We start from the raw sequence: 17,367 nt of genomic DNA on the forward strand, positions 1-17,367 counted from the left end.
GTCCGCGACGAGCGCCCGCGCGTCCGCGCTCGCGGCGGGCGCGGACGCGCGCGCGGCGGCCGCGGCGGCGAACGAGGCGCGCGCCATCGTCGTCCAGAAGAGCGCGGCGGAGGCCCGCGAGAAGGCCCGGGAGGCCGCGGAGAAGGCGCAGGAGGACCGGAACAACGGCAGCAACCCGGCCGACAACGAGACCAATGACGACGTCAACCAGAACGGCAGCGGCGAGGACAACGACGAGTGGTACTCGGACGCCGGATGGTGGGCCGACGCCTTCAACTACGTCAGCGTGGGCGCCGGGTTGATCTCCGCCGGTCTCGGGTTCGCGAGCCTCGTCTTTCCCCCCTTCGCCGTCGTGGGTGTCCCGGCCGCGGCGATCTTCGGTGGCATCGCCATGGGAGCCGGCGCGCTGGGCACCCTGTTCACCGGCATCGAATACGGCTTCACCAGCAGCGAGTTCCTGTGGTCCGCGGCCGGTACCGCGCTGAGCCTGGTCACCTACGGCCAGTCCCGGTGGATCACGCCGGTCGCCAAGCGGGTGGCCCCTGTGGTGAAGCAGGTCGCGCAGGAGGGCAAGGAGCTGGTCTCCTCGATCACCAGCGGTCTGTCGTCGATGTTCTGACCGGCACCAGCAGCACGATCGGCGGGGTCTCCTGGCCAGTGCGCCAGGAGGCCCCGCCGTCTCATGGCACGCTCACAGGTTCGTCGAGGGTTAACCCTTGACTCGCCCACCCCTGCATGACATGACCCGGACAACCGTGCCACTCTCCCTCCAGCTCTCCGCAGTTCCCGCACGGCACCTCCACCCCGTCGTCGCAGTAGGAGTACGAGTGAGCCCCTCCCCACGAAGATCTGCCGTCGCCGCGTCCCTCGTGGCCGCCGCGTCCCTGCTCGCCGTAGGTATCCAGACGGTCCCCGCCGCCGCCGGGCCCGCCTCCCCCCACCCCAGCCCGCTGCGCGCCGGCGGACTGGAGGCGAAGCTCTCCCCGGCCCAGCGCACCGCGCTCATCCAGAGCGCGTCGGGCAGGACCGGGGCGACCGCGAAGTCCCTCGGTCTCGGCGCCAAGGAGAAGCTGGTCGTCAAGGACGTCGTCAAGGACAACGACGGCACCCTGCACACCCGCTACGAGCGCACCTACGACGGCCTGCCCGTCCTCGGCGGCGACCTGGTCGTGCACACGGCCCCGGCCGCACAGGCGACGGGCACGCTCGGCGCGACCTTCAACAACAACCGCCGTACCGTCTCGGTCAAGTCGACGACCGCCACGTACGGCAAGGCGTCCGCCGAGACGAAGGCGCTGAAGACCGCCAAGGCCCTCGACGCGACGGACCCGGCCGCGGAGAGCGCCCGCAAGGTGATCTGGGCCGGCGAGGGCACCCCGAAGCTGGCCTGGGAGACGGTCGTCACCGGCTTCCAGGACGACGGGACGCCCAGCAAGCTGCACGTGATCACCGACGCCACCACCGGCGCCGAGCTCTCCCGCTTCGAGGGCATCGAGACCGGCACCGGCAACAGCCAGTACAGCGGTACGGTCACCATCGGGACCACGCTGTCCGGCTCGACGTACCAGCTGTACGACACCACGCGCGGCGGCCACAAGACGTACAGCCTCAACAACGGCACGTCGGGCACCGGCACGCTGATGACCGACAGCGACGACACCTGGGGGACGGGCTCCGGCTCCAACACCCAGACCGCCGGCGTCGACGCGCACTACGGCGCGCAGGTCACCTGGGACTTCTACAAGAACACCTTCGGGCGCAGCGGCATCAAGAACGACGGGGTGGCCGCCTACTCCCGGGTCCACTACAGCTCGGCGTACGTCAACGCCTTCTGGGACGACGACTGCTTCTGCATGACCTACGGCGACGGCTCGGGCGGCACGCACGCGCTGACCTCGCTGGACGTGGCCGGGCACGAGATGAGCCACGGCGTCACCTCCAACACGGCGGGCCTCAACTACACCGGTGAATCAGGCGGGTTGAACGAGGCGACCTCCGATATCTTCGGCACCGGCGTGGAGTTCTACGCCGCGAACTCCACCGACGTCGGCGACTACCTCATCGGCGAGAAGATCGACATCAACGGCGACGGCACGCCGCTGCGTTACATGGACGAGCCCGACAAGGACGGCTCGTCGGCGGACAGTTGGTACTCGGGCGTCGGCAACCTCGACGTGCACTACTCGTCCGGTCCCGCGAACCACATGTTCTACCTGCTGTCCGAGGGCAGCGGCTCCAAGACCATCAACGGCGTCACCTACAACAGCCCGACCTCGGACGGCGTCGCCGTCGCCGGGATCGGCCGGGCCGCCGCCCTGCAGATCTGGTACAAGGCGCTGACGACGTACATGACGTCCAGCACCAACTACGCCGGCGCCCGCACCGCCGCGCTGAACGCGGCCGCGGCCCTGTACGGCACCAGCTCCACGCAGTACGCCGGGGTCGGCAACGCCTTCGCGGGCATCAACGTCGGCAGCCACATCACCGTGCCGACGACCGGCGTGACGGTGACCAACCCGGGCAGCCAGACCTCGACGGTCGGGACGGCCGTAAGCCTCCAGATCAGCGCGAGTTCGACCAACAGCGGTTCGCTGACCTACGCGGCCACCGGTCTGCCCACCGGCCTGTCGATCAGCAGCTCGACCGGCGCGATCACCGGCACCCCGACCACGGCCGGGACCTACAGCACCACGGTCACGGTGACGGACAGCACGGGGGCGACGGGCACGGCGTCCTTCACCTGGACGGTCAACTCGTCCGGCGGTGGCGGTAGTTGCACCTCGACGCAGCTGCTGGGCAACGCGGGCTTCGAGTCCGGGAACACCACCTGGACCGCGACCAGCGGGGTGATCACCAGCTCCAGCAGCCAGGCCGCCCGCACCGGTTCGTACAAGGCGTGGCTGGACGGCTACGGCTCCACCCACACCGACACGCTCTCGCAGTCGGTGACGATCCCGAGCGGCTGCACCGGGACGACGTTCACCTTCTACATCCACATCGACACGGCCGAGACCACCACCAGCACGCAGTACGACAAGCTGACGGTCACCGCCGGGTCGACGACCCTGGCCACGTACTCGAACCTCAACGCGGCCAGCGGTTACGTCCAGAAGTCCTTCAGTCTGTCGGCCTTCGCCGGTCAGACCGTCGCCCTGAAGTTCAGCGGCGTCGAGGACTCCTCGCTCCAGACCAGCTTCGTGATCGACGACACGGCGGTGACGACCGGCTGAGTCCTTCGTAGGCGGTGCGGGGCGGGTCGGAGGTCAGTCCTCCGGCTCGCCCTTCATCGCTTCCTCCATCGCGAGCAGCTCCTCGTTGGGGACCGCCCCGCCGAAGCGGCGGTCGCGGGAGGCGAACTCGACGCAGGCCCGCCACAGGTCACGGCGGTCGAAGTCCGGCCACAGGACGTCCTGGAAGACCATCTCGGCGTACGCGCTCTGCCAGAGCAGGTAGTTGGAGGTGCGCTGCTCGCCGCTGGGCCGCAGGAACAGGTCCACGTCAGGCATGTCCGGGTAGTACAGGTACTTCTGGAAGGTCTTCTCGGTGACCTTGGACGGGTCGAGGCGGCCCGCCTTGACGTCCTCGGCGAGGGCCTGCGCCGCGTCGGCGATCTCGGCACGGCCGCCGTAGTTCATGCAGAAGTACAGGGTCAGCAGGTCGTTGTCCTTGGTCCGCTCCTCGGCGACCTGGAGCTCCTTGACGACCGACTTCCACAGCTTGGGCATCCGGCCCACCCAGCGCACCCGCACCCCGAGCTCGACGAGCTCCTCGCGGGTCTTGCGGATGAAGTCGCGGTTGAAGCCCATGAGGAAGCGCACCTCCTCGGGCGAGCGCCGCCAGTTCTCGGTGGAGAAGGCGTAGATGGAGACGTTGCGCACACCCAGCTCGATCGCGCCCTGGATCACGTCGAGGACCCGCTCGGCGCCGACCTTGTGGCCCTCGGTGCGCGGCAGCCCGCGCTCCTTCGCCCAGCGGCCGTTGCCGTCCATGACGATCGCCACGTGCTCGGGGATCAGCTCGCCCGGGAGCTTCGGCGCGCGGGCGCCGGACGGGTGCGGCTCCGGCGCCCGGTACTCACGGCGCTGACGCCCCAGGATCCCGCGTACGACCATGATGGTTCTCGTCTCCTCTTACGGTTGTTTCTCTACTGTTTTTCCACGTACCGCAGGGAGCGCAGCCCACGCTCCAGATGCCAGTGGAGATAGGCCGACACCAGCCCGCTGCCCTCCCGGACATGCCGCGGCTCGCTCGCGTCCGCGGTCTCCCAGTCTCCCGTAAGCAGCGCGGCGAGGAGTTCCAGGGTCTGCGGCGAGGGTACGACGCTGCCGGGCACCCGGCAGTCGACGCAGACGGAGCCGCCGGAGCCGACGGAGAAGAAGCGGTTCGGGCCGGTCATGCCGCATTTCGCGCAGTCGCTGAAGCTCGGGGCGTAGCCGTTGACGGCGAGGGAGCGCAGCAGGAAGGCGTCGAGGACGAGGTGGGGGGCGTGCTCACCGCGGGCGAGGGTCCTGAGGGCCCCGACCAGCAGCAGGTACTGCTGTACGGCGGGCTCGCCCTCGTGGTCGGTGAACCGCTCGGCGGTCTCCAGCATGGCCGTCCCGGCGGTGTACCGCGCGTAGTCGGAGACGATCCCGCCACCGTACGGCGCGATGGTCTCACTCTGCGTGCACAGCGGCAGCCCGCGCCCGATCAGCTCGCTCCCCCGCGCGAAGAACTGCACGTCCACATGGGAGAACGGCTCCAGCCGGGCCCCGAACTTCGACTTGGTCCGCCGCACCCCCCGCGCCACGGCCCGCACCCGTCCGTGCCCGCGCGTGAGCAGCGTGATGATCCTGTCCGCCTCGCCGAGTTTCTGGGTCCTGAGGACGATGCCGTCGTCCCGGAAGAGGCTCATCGTGCACCCCGCTCGGGCTCCGGCCGGGGGTCCGGGGGTTGTCCCCCGGGGGACGACAGCATGATCCTGTCCGCCTCACCCAGCTTCTGGGTGCGCAGGACGATGCCGTCGTCACGGAACAGGCTCATGAGCCCATTCTCGCGCACGCCGGGACGTGGTGAGCCGTGTGTGCCCTTCCGGCGGGGGTATCCGCTTCGGACAGCAGCCGTCGGGGCGGTTCCCCGGCCGATCGGAGGAGAGGTAGAGCATGTCCGCGTCCCTCGTGGAGACGGTCGACATCGAGGCACCCGTCGACGTCGCCTGGGCCCTGTGGAGCGATGTCACCCGCTGGCCGGCCTTTCTCAGCCATGTGCGCCTGGTGGAGCGGCTGGACGGGCGCCGCTTCGCCTGGCAGCTCCAACTCCCGGGCGCCGACAAGAACTTCGTCGCCGAGCTGGACGAGGTCGTCCCGCGGGACCGCATCGCCTGGCACACCGTGGAGGGCGTCCACCACGCGGGCGTGGTCACCTTCCACCGGCTCGGCGACACGTCGAGCCGTGTGACGCTCCAGATCGAGTACGACCCGAAGGGCTTCGTCGAGCACCTCGGCGCCCTGACCAACCTCGACTCGACCCTCGCCAACTACGACCTCGGCGAGTTCCAGAAACTCGCGGAGACCATGGGGCGGGGGTAAACCCCCCGCCGAACAAGGCAGTTGACCGGATGGGGCGGCGGCGCGCGATCCGCGAGGCTCGTCCGCATGAAGCAGATGACGAAAAGCCTCGCCCTGATCGCCGCCGCTTCCGGTGTCGTCTTCGGGGTCCTGACCCCCCTCTCCGCGTCCGCGACCGACAGCACCTCGGCGCCGCTGAAATGGACCGCGTGCGAGGGCGACGGCCTCGATCCGCGCCAGCGGTGCGCGACCGTCTCCGTACCGATGGACTACGCCGACCCGGAGGGCCCGAGCATCGACATCGCGATCTCCCGGATCCCGAGCGAGAACGCGGCGGCCCGCCGGGGCGCCCTGCTGCTGATCCCGGGCGGACCGGGCGGTGACAGCCTCGGCGACCCGTCCGGCAAGGGCCGAAGACTCCCGCAGGAGGTCCGCGACGCCTACGACCTCGTCGGCTTCGCCCCGCGCGGGATGGCCCCCTCGACCGCGGTGGACTGCGGACTCGAACACCGCGACCTGGCCCGGACGGCCCTGCTGCCCTGGCCCGCCGCGGACGGCTCCGTCGACGCGAACCTCGCCACCGCCCGGCGCGTGTCCGAGGCCTGCGCCCGCAACGGCGGCGAGCTGATCCGGCACATCAGCACCCTCAACGAGGCCCGCGACCTGGACCGCGTCCGGGCCGCCCTCGGCGAGCGGAAGGTGTCCGCCTGGGGAGTGTCGTACGGCACGTATGTCGGCGCCGCCTACGCCGAGTTGTTCCCGCGGCGCACGGACCGCTTCGTGCTGGACAGCAGCGACCGCCCCGACCCGGTGCTGGCGGAGCGCGCCTGGCTGGCCGCCTTCGAGGTGGGCGTCGAGGACAACTTCCCGGAGTTCGCCGCGTGGGCCGCCGCGCCCGGCAACCCGCTGCGCCTCGCGCGGACGGCCGCCGAGGTGCGCCCCCAGTTCCTGGACCTCGCGGCCCGCCTCGACCGCGAGCCGATCCCCTGGCCCGGCGCCAACCCGGCGGAGCTGAACGGCAACGTCCTGCGCCAGACGATGCTCGACTCCTTCTACGACCCCGACGACTACCCGGCCCTGGCCCGGCTGATCCTCGCCGCGCGGAAGGGAGAGGTCCCGCCCGCTCCGGCGGCCCCGCCGGAGGAGGTCCTGCAGAACGTCACCGCGGTCGGCGCGGCCACCATCTGCAACGACGTCGACTGGCCGGGCGAGGCGACGGCGTACGAGAAGGACGTGGCCGCGAGCCGGGTCAAGTACCCCCTGACGGCGGGCATGCCGCGCGGTGCCATGGCGTGCGCCGCCTGGCCCCACGCACCGCAGGAGCCCCCGCTCCAGGTCACCGACCACGGCCCGTCGAACATCCTCCTCGTCCAGAACGAACGCGACGTCGCCACCCCGCTCAGCGGCGCCCTGAAACTCCGCGAGGCGCTCGGCCGCCGCGCCGTCATGGTGACCAACAACTCCACCGGCCACGACGCCTATCTCGACAACGGCACCCCCTGCGGCGACCGGACGGTGTCCCGCTTCCTGGCCACGGGCGAGCGGCCCGGGAAGGACCTCTACTGCCGCTGAGCGCACCCGCGGTACCGCCCCGCCACCGCCCGGAACGCCTCCTTCGGTTCCCAGTGCCAGGTCGAACTCGGGTCGTTCGGGCGGTTCTTGACCGCCTTGGTGATGCTGTAGCTCGCCATGTCGAGGTCGTGCAGGGGGTCGTCGGGGCGGTGCGGGGCGTCCGGGGTGACGAACTCGAAGACCATCGCCGCGTAGAGGTCCAGGGAGGTGAAGACGTCGAGGAGGTCGGTGAGGTAGGCGGCCTGGGTGTGTTCGCTGCGCCTGAGGCCGCCCTTGATCTCCGGCGGGTTCTTCGTGTGGTCGACCGCGTCCCAGCCCATGCCGCCCGCCTCGGGCGCGCCGGCGTATGTGCAGGTGCCGAACTCGGTGATGGCGAGGGGCTTGCCCCAGCGCAGGTACTTCCGCAACTCCCGTACGTAGGAGGCTGGTTCGCGGTGGTACGAGTAGTAGTCGATGCCGACCACGTCGAAGAGGCGCCAGTCGACCTCGTCGTCCTGGGCGGCCGCGTAGCTCAGGCGGCCGTGGAAGACCGAGCGTCCGACCGCGGCCGCCTTCGCGGTGAAGCGGTCCAGGCGGCGCTGCATCCTCACCGGGTCGACGGTGCCCTTCTGGAGGTTCTCGATGCGCTCGAAGACGTCGGCGCCCGGCACGATGCCCGGTACGAACAGCCAGAACTCGCAGCCCACGCTGAACTCCACGCTCGCGCCCTGCCGACGCAGCCGCTCCGCGAACCGGCCGGTCTCCGCCAGGTGTTCGAGGATGTCCCGCTCCGGGACGTCCCCGAGGGTCGGCTGGAGCCAGACGTGCAGCCCGCGTTCGGCGGCCTCGGCGGCGGTCGCGGTGAGCCGCTCGACACCGTCACCGGTGACGTCGAGGGTGTCGGCGTGCAGCTCGTCCCGGATCGCCCGGACGTCGGCCCGCATGCGCGCGGTGCTCCAGGCGGTGCCGGGCGTCTCGCCGGCGCCAACGGTGTAGACGACACCGTGCCGGGTGAGACCGCGCCCACGCCGGCCCCGCGCCCGCTCGTGACGGGTCGGTCCTGATGGTCGTACGGCCGCCTCGGCCGGCTTCGGACGGGCCGGTTCCGTGGGGCGTACGACCGCCTCGGCCCGCCCCGCCGGCAGCAGCGCCGCCGCTCCCACGGCCGCCGTCCCCGCCAGGAACCGCGCCCGGTTGATCCCCGTTTTATTCTCCATGCCGGTCACTGTGCCGGGCGCCGGGCGCGCTGTCCGTCCGCCGATGGTCGACGGCTCCGCAACCAAGGAACGACGTCCGGCGTCGGTCACTGAAGAGATCGTTTCCGTCCACCGAACAAAGGAGAGCGGGATCTTCACCCGACGTAAGCTCCTCGCCGCCGGTACCGCCACGGCCTTGGTGACGAGCATCCCCACCGCACGGGCCGCCACCGCACAGGCCGCCACCGCAAGGGCCGCCACCGGCAACCGATTTCGCGAGCTGGAGGAACAACACGGCGCCCGTCTGGGCGTGTTCGCGCACAACCTCGCCACGAAGCGCTCGGTGACCCACCGCGCCGACGAACTGTTCCCGATGTGCTCCCTGTTCAAGACCCTGGCCGCCGCGGCCGTCCTGCGCGATCTGGACCGGCACGGCGAGGTGCTGTCGCGCCGGATCCACTACACCGCCGACGACCTGGTGGAGCCGGGCTCGGACCAGACGAAGGCGCACCTCGCCGAGGGCATGACCGTCGCCGAACTCGCCGACGTGGCCATCACGTTCAGCGACAACGCGGCCGGCAACCTCCTGCTGCGCGAGCTGGGCGGTCCCACCGCGATCACCCGCTTCTGCCGCTCCCTCGGTGACCCGGTCACCCGCCTCGACCGCTGGGAGCCCGAGCTCAACTCGGCCGAACCGGACCGGATCACGGACACCACGACCCCGCGCGCGATCGGCCGCACCTACGGCCGGCTGGTCCTCGGCGACGCGCTGAACCGCCGGGACCGGGAGCTGCTCACGCACTGGCTGCTCACCAACACGACCAGCGGGACACGCCTTCGGGCCGGTCTGCCGAGCACGTGGACGGTCGCCGACAAGACGGGCGGCGGTTCCTACGGCACCAACAACAACGTGGGCATCGCCTGGACCGAGGAGGGCGCCCCGATCGTCCTGTCGATCCTGTCGACCCGGCCGGACCCGGACGCCGTACGGATCGACGCCCTGATCGCCGAGACGGCAGCACTCCTCGCGGACACCCTCGGCTGACGGCGAAGTACCGCATGGGTACAACCCGGCGCCCCTAAAGACGCTCTCCGAACCGCCGGACGTATCTGTGCTGCCACGGGGTCTCCACCGCACGCCGGTCATAGCGTTCCCGCACATACGCCACCGCCTCCCCCGGCGGTACGCCGTCCAGGACCGCCAGACACGCCAGTGCCGTCCCCGTGCGGCCCCGGCCTCCCCCGCAGGCGATCTCCACGCGCTCCTCCGCCGCCCGCTCCCACGCCTCCCGCAGGGTCTCCCGCGCCTCCGCGCGGTCCTTCGGGAGGCGGAAGTCCGGCCAGGAGAGCCAGCGGGAGGTCCAGGGGAACTCCGGAGGGCGGTGGCCGAGCAGGTAGACGCCGTACGACGGAACAGGCGCCCCCGCGTCCAGCGGCCGCCGCAGGCCCCGCCCCCGCACCAGGCGTCCCGACGGCAGTCGGAGTACCCCTTCGTCCTGTTCGTCCCAGCGCTCTCCGGTCACCATGGGCCCATTCGAACTCCCCGCCGAAGCCCGGGCAACCGATTCCCGCGTCCCGGTGGTCTGGAGGGCGAGGGAGGGTGCTTGATGCAGGCCGAACTAGAGGATCGGTTCCAGGAATTCGTCAGAGCGAGATGGTCGCACCTCGTGCGCACCGCGTATCTGCTCACCGGCGACGCCCATCACGCCGAGGATCTGACGCAGACGGCGCTGGCGAAGGCGTACCGCTCCTGGCGGCGCGTGGCGGCCAGCGACAGTCCGGAGGCGTACGTCCGGCGGATGCTCGTCACCTGCAACAGCGACCGCTTCCGCAAGCGGCGCGTGCGGGAGGCGCTGACCGACGTACCGCCGGAGTCGGCGGTCAGCGACGAGGGGGTCGCCCGGGTCGACGAGCGGCGGGTCCTGCTGAAGGCGCTGGCCCGACTGCCGCCCAGGCAACGGGCGGTGGTGGTCATGCGCTACTGGGAGGACCTGTCGGAGGCGGAGGTCGCCGAGACGCTCGGCTGCTCGCAGGGCACGGTCAAGAGCCAGGCGTCCAAGGGGCTGGCGAAGTTGCGTTCGTATCCGGGGCTCGGGCAGGTCATGGACCACGCCCCGCAGGGAGGCACGAAATGAGTGAGACGGAGCGGGAGTTCGAGGAGCAACTGCGGGAGCTGCTCGCGGACGACGCGTACACGATCCGGCCCTCGCCGGTGCCGTACCCGGCGATCCGGCGGCAGGGCGTGATCGAGCGGCGCCGGCGGGTGGCGGTGGCCGGCGCGGCCCTGGTGACGCTGGCCGCGGTACCGGTGGGCGCGTTCGCGCTGACCGGCGGCGGCGCGGCGACGGCGGACACGGCGGCGACGCTCGGCGCGTCGGCGAGCGCCACCCAGGCGGCCACACCAAAGCCCTCCCCCACGCCCAGCGGTCCCGTCGGACCCGTCTCGCCGCAGCGGCAGCTCCTCGACGGGATCACGCTGGAGCAGGCCGCGGACGGTCTCGCCAAGTGCATCGCCTACGACCAGGAGACGCAGGCGAGCCGGGCGAACGCCACCGCGGTGACCGCCGGCACCGGCTCGCCCACCCCCGCCTGGACCCCGCCCGACCTGGGCGACGCCGACGAGTACCGGATCATCCTGGCGATGCACAGCACCGGTGACTCGAACGCGACCGGCGACGGCATATGGGTGGTCGCAGTGAAGGAGCAGCCGAAGCAGACCCGGCTGCTCTGCCGGGTCGTGGACGGCGAGGCGGCGAGCGTGGGCAGCAGCGTCGGCAACGACGACATCCCGGACGCCCCGCCGGTGCTGGCCGACATCAACGGCGGCAAGCTCTACCAGCAGTCCTTCATCGACAAGGGCAACTGGAAACTGCCGTTCCGCTGGGGTGTCATCGGCACGGTCGAGCCCTCGGTCGCGAAGGTGACCGTCTCCTACGGCGGCTCCACCGCCGAGGCGGTCCTGGACCACGGCTGGTTCGTCGCCTCGGCAACGCTGAACCAGCAGGTCACGGCGTCCCCCCACATCAAGGGCTACGACGCGGACGGCAAGCTCCTCTACGACTCGGCAACGGACAAGTCGTACGAACAAACCCTGCCGTAGAGCGGTACGAGCGAGGAGGATGGGGGCGCCGTACAGGGGTCGGCGCCCCCGGCCGCCCCGCTCGAACCACTCCACGGAGCCCCGATGACCTTCCCCGCCCCGCTCACCGGTGTCGTCCCGCCCGTCTGCACGCCGCTGACACCGGACCGCGAGGTGGACGTCCCCTCCCTGCTCAGGCTGGTCGACCACCTCGTCCAGGGTGGAGTGGACGCGCTGTTCGTGCTGGGGTCGTCGTCGGAGGCGGCGTATCTGCGCGACGCGCAGCGCGCTCTGGTGGTGCGGACGGTGACCGCCCATGTCGGGGGCCAACTCCCGGTCCTGGCAGGGGCGATCGACATGACCGCGCCGCGCGTCCTGGACCATGTGGCCGCGGTGTCGGCGGCGGGCGCGGACGCCGTGGTGGTGACCGCGCCCTTCTACACGCGCACCCACCCCGCCGAGATCGCCCGCCACTTCCGGCTGGTCGCGGCCGCCTCGCCGATGCCGGTCGTCGCGTACGACATCCCGGCCGCCGTGCACACCAAGCTGCCCTCGGACGTCGTGCTCGACCTGGCCGCCGAGGGCGTGCTCGCCGGGCTGAAGGACTCCAGCGGTGACCTGGCGGCCTTCCGCGAGGTCGTCACGGGCCGCCGCGACCGCTCCGACATCACCGGCTTCAGCGTGCTGACCGGTTCGGAACTCGTCGTCGACTCCGCGCTCGCGCTCGGCGCGGACGGGGCGGTCCCCGGCCTCGCCAACGTCGACCCGGCCGGATACGTCCGTCTCGACCGCCTGTTCCGCGCCGGGGACCTGGAAGCGGCCCGCGCCGAACAGGAGCGTCTGTGCGCCCTGTTCGGCCTGGTGGGCGTCGGCGACCCGGCCCGCATGGGCCCCTCGTCCTCAGCCCTCGGCGCCTTCAAGGCGGCCCTGCATCTGCGGGGCGTGATCGACTGCCCGGCGACGGCGGAGCCCCAAGTACCGCTGTCGGAGCGGGAGACGGAGCGGGTGGGGAAGTTCCTCGCGGCGGCTGGGCTGCTCTAGACCCCGCTCTTCACCCCGCCCCCGGCGTCACCATCCCCGACTCATAGGCCACGATGACCAGTTGAGCCCGGTCCCGCGCCCCCAGCTTCCCCATGATCCGGCTGACGTGGGTCTTCGCGGTGAGCGGACTCAGCCCCAACGCCTCACCCACCTCGGTGTTGTTGAGCCCCCGCGCGACCAGGGTGAGCACCTCGCGCTCCCGTTCGGACAGGCACTCCGGCCCGACCGCGCTCACCGGCACGGACGGGCTGCGCAGGAACCGCTCGATCAACCGGGCAGTCGGCCCCGGCGACAGCAGGGCCTCCCCGGCGGCCACCGTCCGGATGGCGTCGAGGAGTTCGGCCGGCCGGGTGTCCTTCACCAGGAACCCGGACGCCCCCGCCCGCAACGCCTCCACGATGTTCTCGTCGGTGTCGTAGGTGGTCAGGACGAGCACCCGGACCCCGGCGAGCGCCGCGTCCCCGGCGATCAGCCGGGTCGCCTCGATGCCGTCGAGGTCGGGCATGCGGATGTCCATCACCACGAGGTCGGGCCGCACTTCACGGGCCGCCCCCACGGCCTCCCGTCCGCTGCCCGCCTCCCCGACGACCACCATGTCCTGCGCCGACTCGACGAGCATGGCGAACGCGGCCCGCACCAGCGTCTGGTCGTCGGCGAGCAGCACGCGGATGGTCATACGGTTCCCTCCCCCAGCGTGAGCGGCAGCGCTGCCGTCACCTCGAAGCCGCCGTCCGGCCGTGGTCCGGCGTCGAGTGTGCCACCCACGCTGCGGGCCCGCTCCCGCATGCCGACCAGCCCGAATCCGGGGGTGCCGCCGGGTGTGGGCCCGGTGCCGTCGTCGGTCACCGACACGCGCAGGGCGCCGGGTTCGTCGTACAGCCGCAGACGTACGGCGGGTTCGGGCCCCGCGTGCCGTACCGCGTTGGTGAGCGCCTCCTGGACGATGCGGTAGGCGGCGGCGCCGACGGCCGGCGGCGGGTCGGTGCGCACGCGCAGGTCCTGGTCGACGCGGGCGCCCGCGAGCCGGGCGGCGGCCACCAGGTCGGGCAGTCCGTCGAGGCCGGGCAGCGGTCCGCGGGCGTCCGGGGTGCCGTGCTCGCGCAGCACCTCCAGCGTCGTACGGAGTTCGCCGCGCGCGGTGCGGCAGGTCTCGGCGATGTCGTCGAGGGCCCCCGCGACCGCCTCCCGGTCGAGGCGCTCGGGGTCGGCGGCCAGGACGTGCGCGGCGACGGAGGTCTGGACGCCGATGAGGGTGATGGTGTGCGCGAGGAGGTCGTGCAGGTCGCGGGCGATGCGCAGGCGCTCCTCGGCGACCCGGCGGCGGGCCTCCTCCTCGCGGGTGCGTTCGGCCTTCTCGGCGCGCTCGACGATCGCTCTGACGTATTCGCGGTAGTAGCGGACGTCGATCCCGCAGAACAGGACGGCGATGATCCAGCCGGAGATCCGCAGCAGTTCGACGGCCTGGTGGGTGCTGACGGTGAGCATGACGCTCGTGGAGAGGCCGACGACGGTGACGCCGGTCAGGATCGTCCGCAGCGGACGGCCGGTGACGGCGACCGTGTAGAGGGCGACGTAGGCGACCGGGGTGGGGGCGAGGTGGTTGTTGTCGAGGGCGTGGTACGGCACGATCAGCGCCACCAGCGCGGCCAGTACCGGCATCGGGCGGCGCCGCCGCCACACGATCGGTACGTGCGCGGCGAGCAGCAGCGTCCAGCCGACGGCGTCCGGGCGGCGGGCCTCGTCGGTGAAGAGTCCGACGCACACGGCGGCCGCCGCGAGCACCACGGCGAGCAGGGCGTCGTTGCGGGTGCCGTGCGGGGCGGTCCGGGGGTCGCGGTTGACCGCCGCCATGATCCGCTCGCCGAGTCGGGGTCCGGTGGTTGGCTGCACGCCCTCATCCTCGGGGCGGAGGGCGCCCTTCCGGGAGGGAGGGGCGCCCAGAAGTGACCTCGTCACACGCGTTCCGCCTGGCGCTCGGTCCGTACCCGAGGTTGTGGCGCCCGGGACAGCGGCCCCGGCCACCACACCTTCCGCCCCAGCGCGACGGCCGCGCTGGTCACGAGATAGGTCCGCACCAGGAACGTGTCGAGCAGCACGCCGACCGCGATGACGAAGCCCAGTTCGACGAGCGGGACCAGCGGCATGTTGGTGAGCACCGCGAAGGTGGCCGCGAGGACCAGCCCCGCCGAGGCGATGACCCCGCCGGTGGTGCGCAGCGCGGTGAGCGCGGCCGGGACGGCGTCGGCACCGGCGAGGGACTCCTCACGCATCCGGTGCATCAGGAAGATGCCGTAGTCGACACCGAGGGCGACCAGGAACACGAAGGACAGCAGCCCGAGCCCCGGATCGGTGCCCGCGAACCCGAACACCGGCCCGAAGACCAGCCCGCCGATCCCGAGGGCGGCGGCCCACACCGCGACCACGGCGGCCACCAGGATCAGCGGCGCGACCAGCGACCGCAGCAGCAGAACGAGGATCAGCAGCACGGAGACCAGCACGATCGGCACGACGACCATCCGGTCCCGGGCGTTGGTGTCCTTCAGGTCGATCTGCTGGGCGCTGGGCCCGCCGACGTAGGAGCCGTCGAGTGTGTCCCGCAGCCGCTCGATGGTCGCGGTCTCCCCGGCGGACTGGGGCGCGTTCGCGGCGATGACGGAGATCTCGGTCCAGCCGTCTCCGCTACGGCCTTGCCGGGCGCTGTCGACTCCCCGGGTGCCCCGGACCTCCGCGAGGGTCTCGGCGGCGCGGTCGGTGGGCGTGATGACGGTGACGGGCTGGGTGCCTCGCTCGGGGTAGGCCGCGGCGAGCGTCCGCATGGCCGTGACCGCGTCGGGCCTGGTGGTGAAGGAGTCCTCCTGCTTGAGCGTGCCGGGGAGGTTGAGCACGCCGAGCGCGAGCGCCCCGAGCAGGGCGGCACCGCCGGCGAGCACGGTGAGCGGCCGCCGTCCGGCGGAGGAGCCCATCGCCGCGAACAGCGACCGGCGGGCCTTGGGCGTGCTGCCGTACCGGGGCACCAGCGGCCAGAAGACCCGGCGCCCGAGCAGCACCAGCACGGCGGGCAGCAGCGTCATCATCGCGGCCAGCGCGCACAGGATGCCGACCATGCCGAGCGGGCCCATCCCGCGGCTGCTGTTGAGGTCGGCGGCGAGCAGACACAGCAGGGCGGCGGCCACGGTGCCGGAGGAGGCGAGCACGGCGGGCCCGCAGCCGCGCAGGGCGGCGAGCATGGCGTCGTACGGCCGCTCGACCCGCCGTAGCTCCTCCCGGTACCGGGAGACGAGCAGCAGCGCGTAGTCCGTGCCCGCGCCGAACACGAGGATGGTCATGATCCCGGAGCTCTGGCCGGTCACGGACGTCCCGAACCCCTGGTGGAGCCCGTAGGCGACGGCCCGTCCGAGGAACTCCGACATCCCGGCGACACCGAGCGGCACGAGCCACAGCAGTGGGCTGCGGTAGATGACGACCAGCAGGATCGCGACCACGGCGGCGGTGGTGTAGAGCAACGGCCCGCCGAGCGAGTTGTAGACCTCGCCGGCATCGGTGGCGAGCGCGCCCTCGCCGCCCACGTCCACGCTGAGCCCGTTCTCTTCGTGGGCGATGCCCCGCACGTCATTGACGAGCCGGTCCCGGGCCTTCTCGTCGGTCCCCGGCTCGGTACTGGCGATCGGGTACATGAGCGTGGTCCCGTCGGCGGACGGAACCCCCTTCGGCTCGGCGGTGAGCGCGTGCGCGTCGGCGATCCGCGCGACCTGCTTCGCCGCGGTCGCCCGATCCCCGGTGCTCAGCCCACCATCCCGGTGATACACGACGACCATCTGCGTCGCCCCGCCCCCGGGCAACCGCTCCTGCACCTTCGCGACCTGCGTCGAGTCGGCACTGGCGGGCAGATAGTCCACCGGCCGGTCCCGCTGCACATCGGCAAGCCTGGAAGCGAACGGCGAGGCCACCGCCAACAACACAACCCACAACCCCAACACCACCCAGGGCACCCCCCGCCCCCGCACACCTGTCCCCATGGCCCCCATCCCCTCCACTCGACTGTCCGATCCGGTCCCAGCCTCCCGGCGGGGAGGATCCGATTCGTCGGACGGGAGGGCGAGTTGGGGGCTACTGCCAGGGGTGACCCGGGGGCGCGACTACTCCCCGGGGAGTATCAGGAGGGCGTGCGGGCCGCTGCCAGTAGGCGGGTCACGTCGTCCGCGCAGATGGTCAGGGCCGAGCCGACCGTCGTCAGGGCGTCGCGTTCCGCGGGGGTGTACGGGCCGTCCGCGAGGGCGATGCGGGCCGCCTGGAGGAGGATCGACTCGCGGCCGGGTGGGGCGAGGTGGGGGGCCAGGGGGTCGAGGGCCTCGTGGAGCTCTATGGCCAGGCCCGCTCCGCAGGGGCGGTCGTAGGTGCGGCCGGTGTCGGCGGCGAGGGCCTCGACGAGCGCGGCGAGCTGGTCCTCGGTGCAGTCCTCGAAGCCGGCGGCGCGGACCGTGGTGGCCGCCACCTCCAGGGACGTACGGGAGCAGGTGCCGCCCGCCGCCAGGACCGCGAGGGCGACCGTGTGGACGGCGTCGCGGAGCATCGCGGAGAAGCGGGTGGTGGTGGGGTGGTCCAGCACATCCGTGCCGAAGTGCCGTTGGCAGGCCGCGCATTCGACGACCGGCCCGGTGTCGCCGCGGGGCAGCACCGGCACGCCCAGCAGGACGAGCCGTCGACGGCCCGTCAGGCGCTGGTAGTTGCGGTCGCCCCCGCAGCCGGGGCAGAAGAACTCGCCGTCACCGACGGTCGTCCACGCGGTGCGCATGCCCAGGAGGCGCGCAGGCCCTACGGCACGGCCGTTTCGTCCCCGTCCAGGCAGCACGTCAGCACCTCCGCTTAACGCCGCGGCAACATCGCCGCGCTTGCGTGATGTTAGCCACATCAGGCATCCCCAGTCAGCACCCCTGACGAGACCTGCTCGTGACCT

At 71.9% G+C, this 17,367-nt stretch carries 16 protein-coding genes and 1 pseudogene; 8 read left to right on the forward strand and 9 right to left on the reverse strand.

What is annotated here, in order from left to right; genetic code table 11:
• Both ABZ896_RS14700 and ABZ896_RS14705 read left to right on the forward strand, forming a co-directional pair.
• Positions 1-619: pseudogene (locus ABZ896_RS14700) on the forward strand (hypothetical protein); the annotation flags it as partial.
• A 208-nt stretch (positions 620-827) separates the two neighbouring features.
• Positions 828-3,230: a M4 family metallopeptidase gene (locus ABZ896_RS14705; RefSeq protein WP_360927409.1), complete on the forward strand. Its 2,403-nt coding sequence runs from the start codon at positions 828-830 to the stop codon at positions 3,228-3,230.
• A 33-nt stretch (positions 3,231-3,263) separates the two neighbouring features.
• On the opposite strand, the gene ABZ896_RS14710 is transcribed toward ABZ896_RS14705, so the two are convergent.
• The 3 genes from ABZ896_RS14710 to ABZ896_RS14720 are packed head-to-tail and all read right to left on the reverse strand — an operon-like array spanning position 3,264 to position 5,022.
• On the reverse strand, positions 3,264-4,112 hold the full coding sequence (locus tag ABZ896_RS14710; RefSeq protein WP_360927412.1) for an isoprenyl transferase: 849 nt from the start codon (positions 4,110-4,112) through the stop codon (positions 3,264-3,266).
• 32 nt (positions 4,113-4,144) lie between these two features.
• Positions 4,145-4,894, reverse strand: coding sequence for a DNA repair protein RecO (gene recO / locus ABZ896_RS14715; protein ID WP_360927415.1), 750 nt, complete (start codon positions 4,892-4,894; stop codon positions 4,145-4,147).
• Positions 4,891-5,022 (reverse strand): hypothetical protein, encoded by a 132-nt coding sequence (locus tag ABZ896_RS14720; RefSeq protein ID WP_360927418.1) that lies wholly within the window; start codon positions 5,020-5,022, stop codon positions 4,891-4,893. Before ABZ896_RS14720 ends, recO begins: the two co-directional genes overlap by 4 nt.
• 119 nt (positions 5,023-5,141) lie before the next feature.
• Between ABZ896_RS14720 and ABZ896_RS14725 the strand changes: the two genes are divergently transcribed.
• Complete coding sequence (locus ABZ896_RS14725; protein WP_360927421.1) at positions 5,142-5,567, forward strand: SRPBCC family protein; 426 nt, start codon at positions 5,142-5,144, stop codon at positions 5,565-5,567.
• A gap of 66 nt (positions 5,568-5,633) precedes the next feature.
• Entirely contained in the window at positions 5,634-7,118 is a 1,485-nt protein-coding gene (locus tag ABZ896_RS14730) for an alpha/beta hydrolase (RefSeq protein ID WP_360927424.1), read from the forward strand.
• Here ABZ896_RS14730 and ABZ896_RS14735 read toward each other — a convergent pair.
• Positions 7,106-8,314: an abortive phage infection protein gene (locus tag ABZ896_RS14735; protein ID WP_360927427.1), complete on the reverse strand. Its 1,209-nt coding sequence runs from the start codon at positions 8,312-8,314 to the stop codon at positions 7,106-7,108. The genes ABZ896_RS14730 and ABZ896_RS14735 overlap by 13 nt on opposite strands.
• Positions 8,315-8,489: 175 nt before the next feature.
• Between ABZ896_RS14735 and bla the strand changes: the two genes are divergently transcribed.
• Positions 8,490-9,338, forward strand: coding sequence for a class A beta-lactamase (bla, locus tag ABZ896_RS14740; RefSeq protein ID WP_360927430.1), 849 nt, complete (start codon positions 8,490-8,492; stop codon positions 9,336-9,338).
• A gap of 34 nt (positions 9,339-9,372) precedes the next feature.
• Here bla and ABZ896_RS14745 read toward each other — a convergent pair whose 3' ends face one another.
• A complete protein-coding gene (locus tag ABZ896_RS14745; RefSeq protein WP_360927433.1) occupies positions 9,373-9,819 on the reverse strand; it encodes a protein-tyrosine phosphatase family protein in 447 nt (148 codons plus the stop codon).
• A gap of 81 nt (positions 9,820-9,900) precedes the next feature.
• On the opposite strand from ABZ896_RS14745, the gene ABZ896_RS14750 reads away from it, so the two are divergent.
• The 3 genes from ABZ896_RS14750 (at position 9,901) to ABZ896_RS14760 (ending at position 12,413) form a co-directional block, all read left to right on the forward strand.
• A complete protein-coding gene (locus ABZ896_RS14750; RefSeq protein ID WP_360927436.1) occupies positions 9,901-10,428 on the forward strand; it encodes a SigE family RNA polymerase sigma factor in 528 nt (175 codons plus the stop codon).
• On the forward strand, positions 10,425-11,393 hold the full coding sequence (locus ABZ896_RS14755; RefSeq protein WP_360927439.1) for a hypothetical protein: 969 nt from the start codon (positions 10,425-10,427) through the stop codon (positions 11,391-11,393). Before ABZ896_RS14750 ends, ABZ896_RS14755 begins: the two co-directional genes overlap by 4 nt.
• Positions 11,394-11,477: 84 nt before the next feature.
• Positions 11,478-12,413, forward strand: a complete 936-nt coding sequence (locus tag ABZ896_RS14760; protein ID WP_360927442.1) for a dihydrodipicolinate synthase family protein — start codon at positions 11,478-11,480, stop codon at positions 12,411-12,413.
• Between the two features lie 10 nt (positions 12,414-12,423).
• Here the strand turns inward: ABZ896_RS14760 and ABZ896_RS14765 are convergent, their stop codons facing one another.
• The 4 genes from ABZ896_RS14765 to ABZ896_RS14780 form a co-directional block, all read right to left on the reverse strand.
• Positions 12,424-13,089 (reverse strand): response regulator transcription factor, encoded by a 666-nt coding sequence (locus tag ABZ896_RS14765; protein WP_360927445.1) that lies wholly within the window; start codon positions 13,087-13,089, stop codon positions 12,424-12,426.
• Positions 13,086-14,369, reverse strand: a complete 1,284-nt coding sequence (locus tag ABZ896_RS14770; protein ID WP_360927448.1) for a histidine kinase — start codon at positions 14,367-14,369, stop codon at positions 13,086-13,088. Before ABZ896_RS14770 ends, ABZ896_RS14765 begins: the two co-directional genes overlap by 4 nt.
• Complete coding sequence (locus tag ABZ896_RS14775) at positions 14,366-16,438, reverse strand: MMPL family transporter (RefSeq protein ID WP_360927451.1); 2,073 nt, start codon at positions 16,436-16,438, stop codon at positions 14,366-14,368. Before ABZ896_RS14775 ends, ABZ896_RS14770 begins: the two co-directional genes overlap by 4 nt.
• A 128-nt stretch (positions 16,439-16,566) precedes the next feature.
• Positions 16,567-17,262 carry a TerB family tellurite resistance protein gene (locus ABZ896_RS14780; RefSeq protein ID WP_360927454.1) on the reverse strand — a complete coding sequence of 232 codons (696 nt, stop codon included), beginning with the start codon at positions 17,260-17,262 and terminating at the stop codon, positions 16,567-16,569.
• Positions 17,263-17,367: the final 105 nt, after the last annotated feature.

Source organism: Streptomyces sp. NPDC047072, assembly GCF_040643855.1.
In the GTDB taxonomy this organism is placed as follows: Bacteria; Actinomycetota; Actinomycetes; order Streptomycetales; family Streptomycetaceae; genus Streptomyces.

Excerpts from the sequence above, each read along its gene's own strand:
- ABZ896_RS14710 (WP_360927412.1), bottom strand. The coding sequence starts at position 4,112 with ATGGTCGTACGCGGGATCCTGGGGCGTCAGCGCCGTGAGTACCGGGCG.
- recO (WP_360927415.1), bottom strand. The coding sequence starts at position 4,894 with ATGAGCCTCTTCCGGGACGACGGCATCGTCCTCAGGACCCAGAAACTC.
- ABZ896_RS14720 (WP_360927418.1), bottom strand. The coding sequence starts at position 5,022 with ATGAGCCTGTTCCGTGACGACGGCATCGTCCTGCGCACCCAGAAGCTG.
- ABZ896_RS14725 (WP_360927421.1), top strand. The coding sequence starts at position 5,142 with ATGTCCGCGTCCCTCGTGGAGACGGTCGACATCGAGGCACCCGTCGAC.
- ABZ896_RS14730 (WP_360927424.1), top strand. The coding sequence starts at position 5,634 with ATGAAGCAGATGACGAAAAGCCTCGCCCTGATCGCCGCCGCTTCCGGT.
- ABZ896_RS14735 (WP_360927427.1), bottom strand. The coding sequence starts at position 8,314 with ATGGAGAATAAAACGGGGATCAACCGGGCGCGGTTCCTGGCGGGGACG.
- ABZ896_RS14745 (WP_360927433.1), bottom strand. The coding sequence starts at position 9,819 with ATGGTGACCGGAGAGCGCTGGGACGAACAGGACGAAGGGGTACTCCGA.
- ABZ896_RS14750 (WP_360927436.1), top strand. The coding sequence starts at position 9,901 with ATGCAGGCCGAACTAGAGGATCGGTTCCAGGAATTCGTCAGAGCGAGA.
- ABZ896_RS14755 (WP_360927439.1), top strand. The coding sequence starts at position 10,425 with ATGAGTGAGACGGAGCGGGAGTTCGAGGAGCAACTGCGGGAGCTGCTC.
- ABZ896_RS14760 (WP_360927442.1), top strand. The coding sequence starts at position 11,478 with ATGACCTTCCCCGCCCCGCTCACCGGTGTCGTCCCGCCCGTCTGCACG.
- ABZ896_RS14765 (WP_360927445.1), bottom strand. The coding sequence starts at position 13,089 with ATGACCATCCGCGTGCTGCTCGCCGACGACCAGACGCTGGTGCGGGCC.
- ABZ896_RS14775 (WP_360927451.1), bottom strand. The coding sequence starts at position 16,438 with ATGGGGGCCATGGGGACAGGTGTGCGGGGGCGGGGGGTGCCCTGGGTG.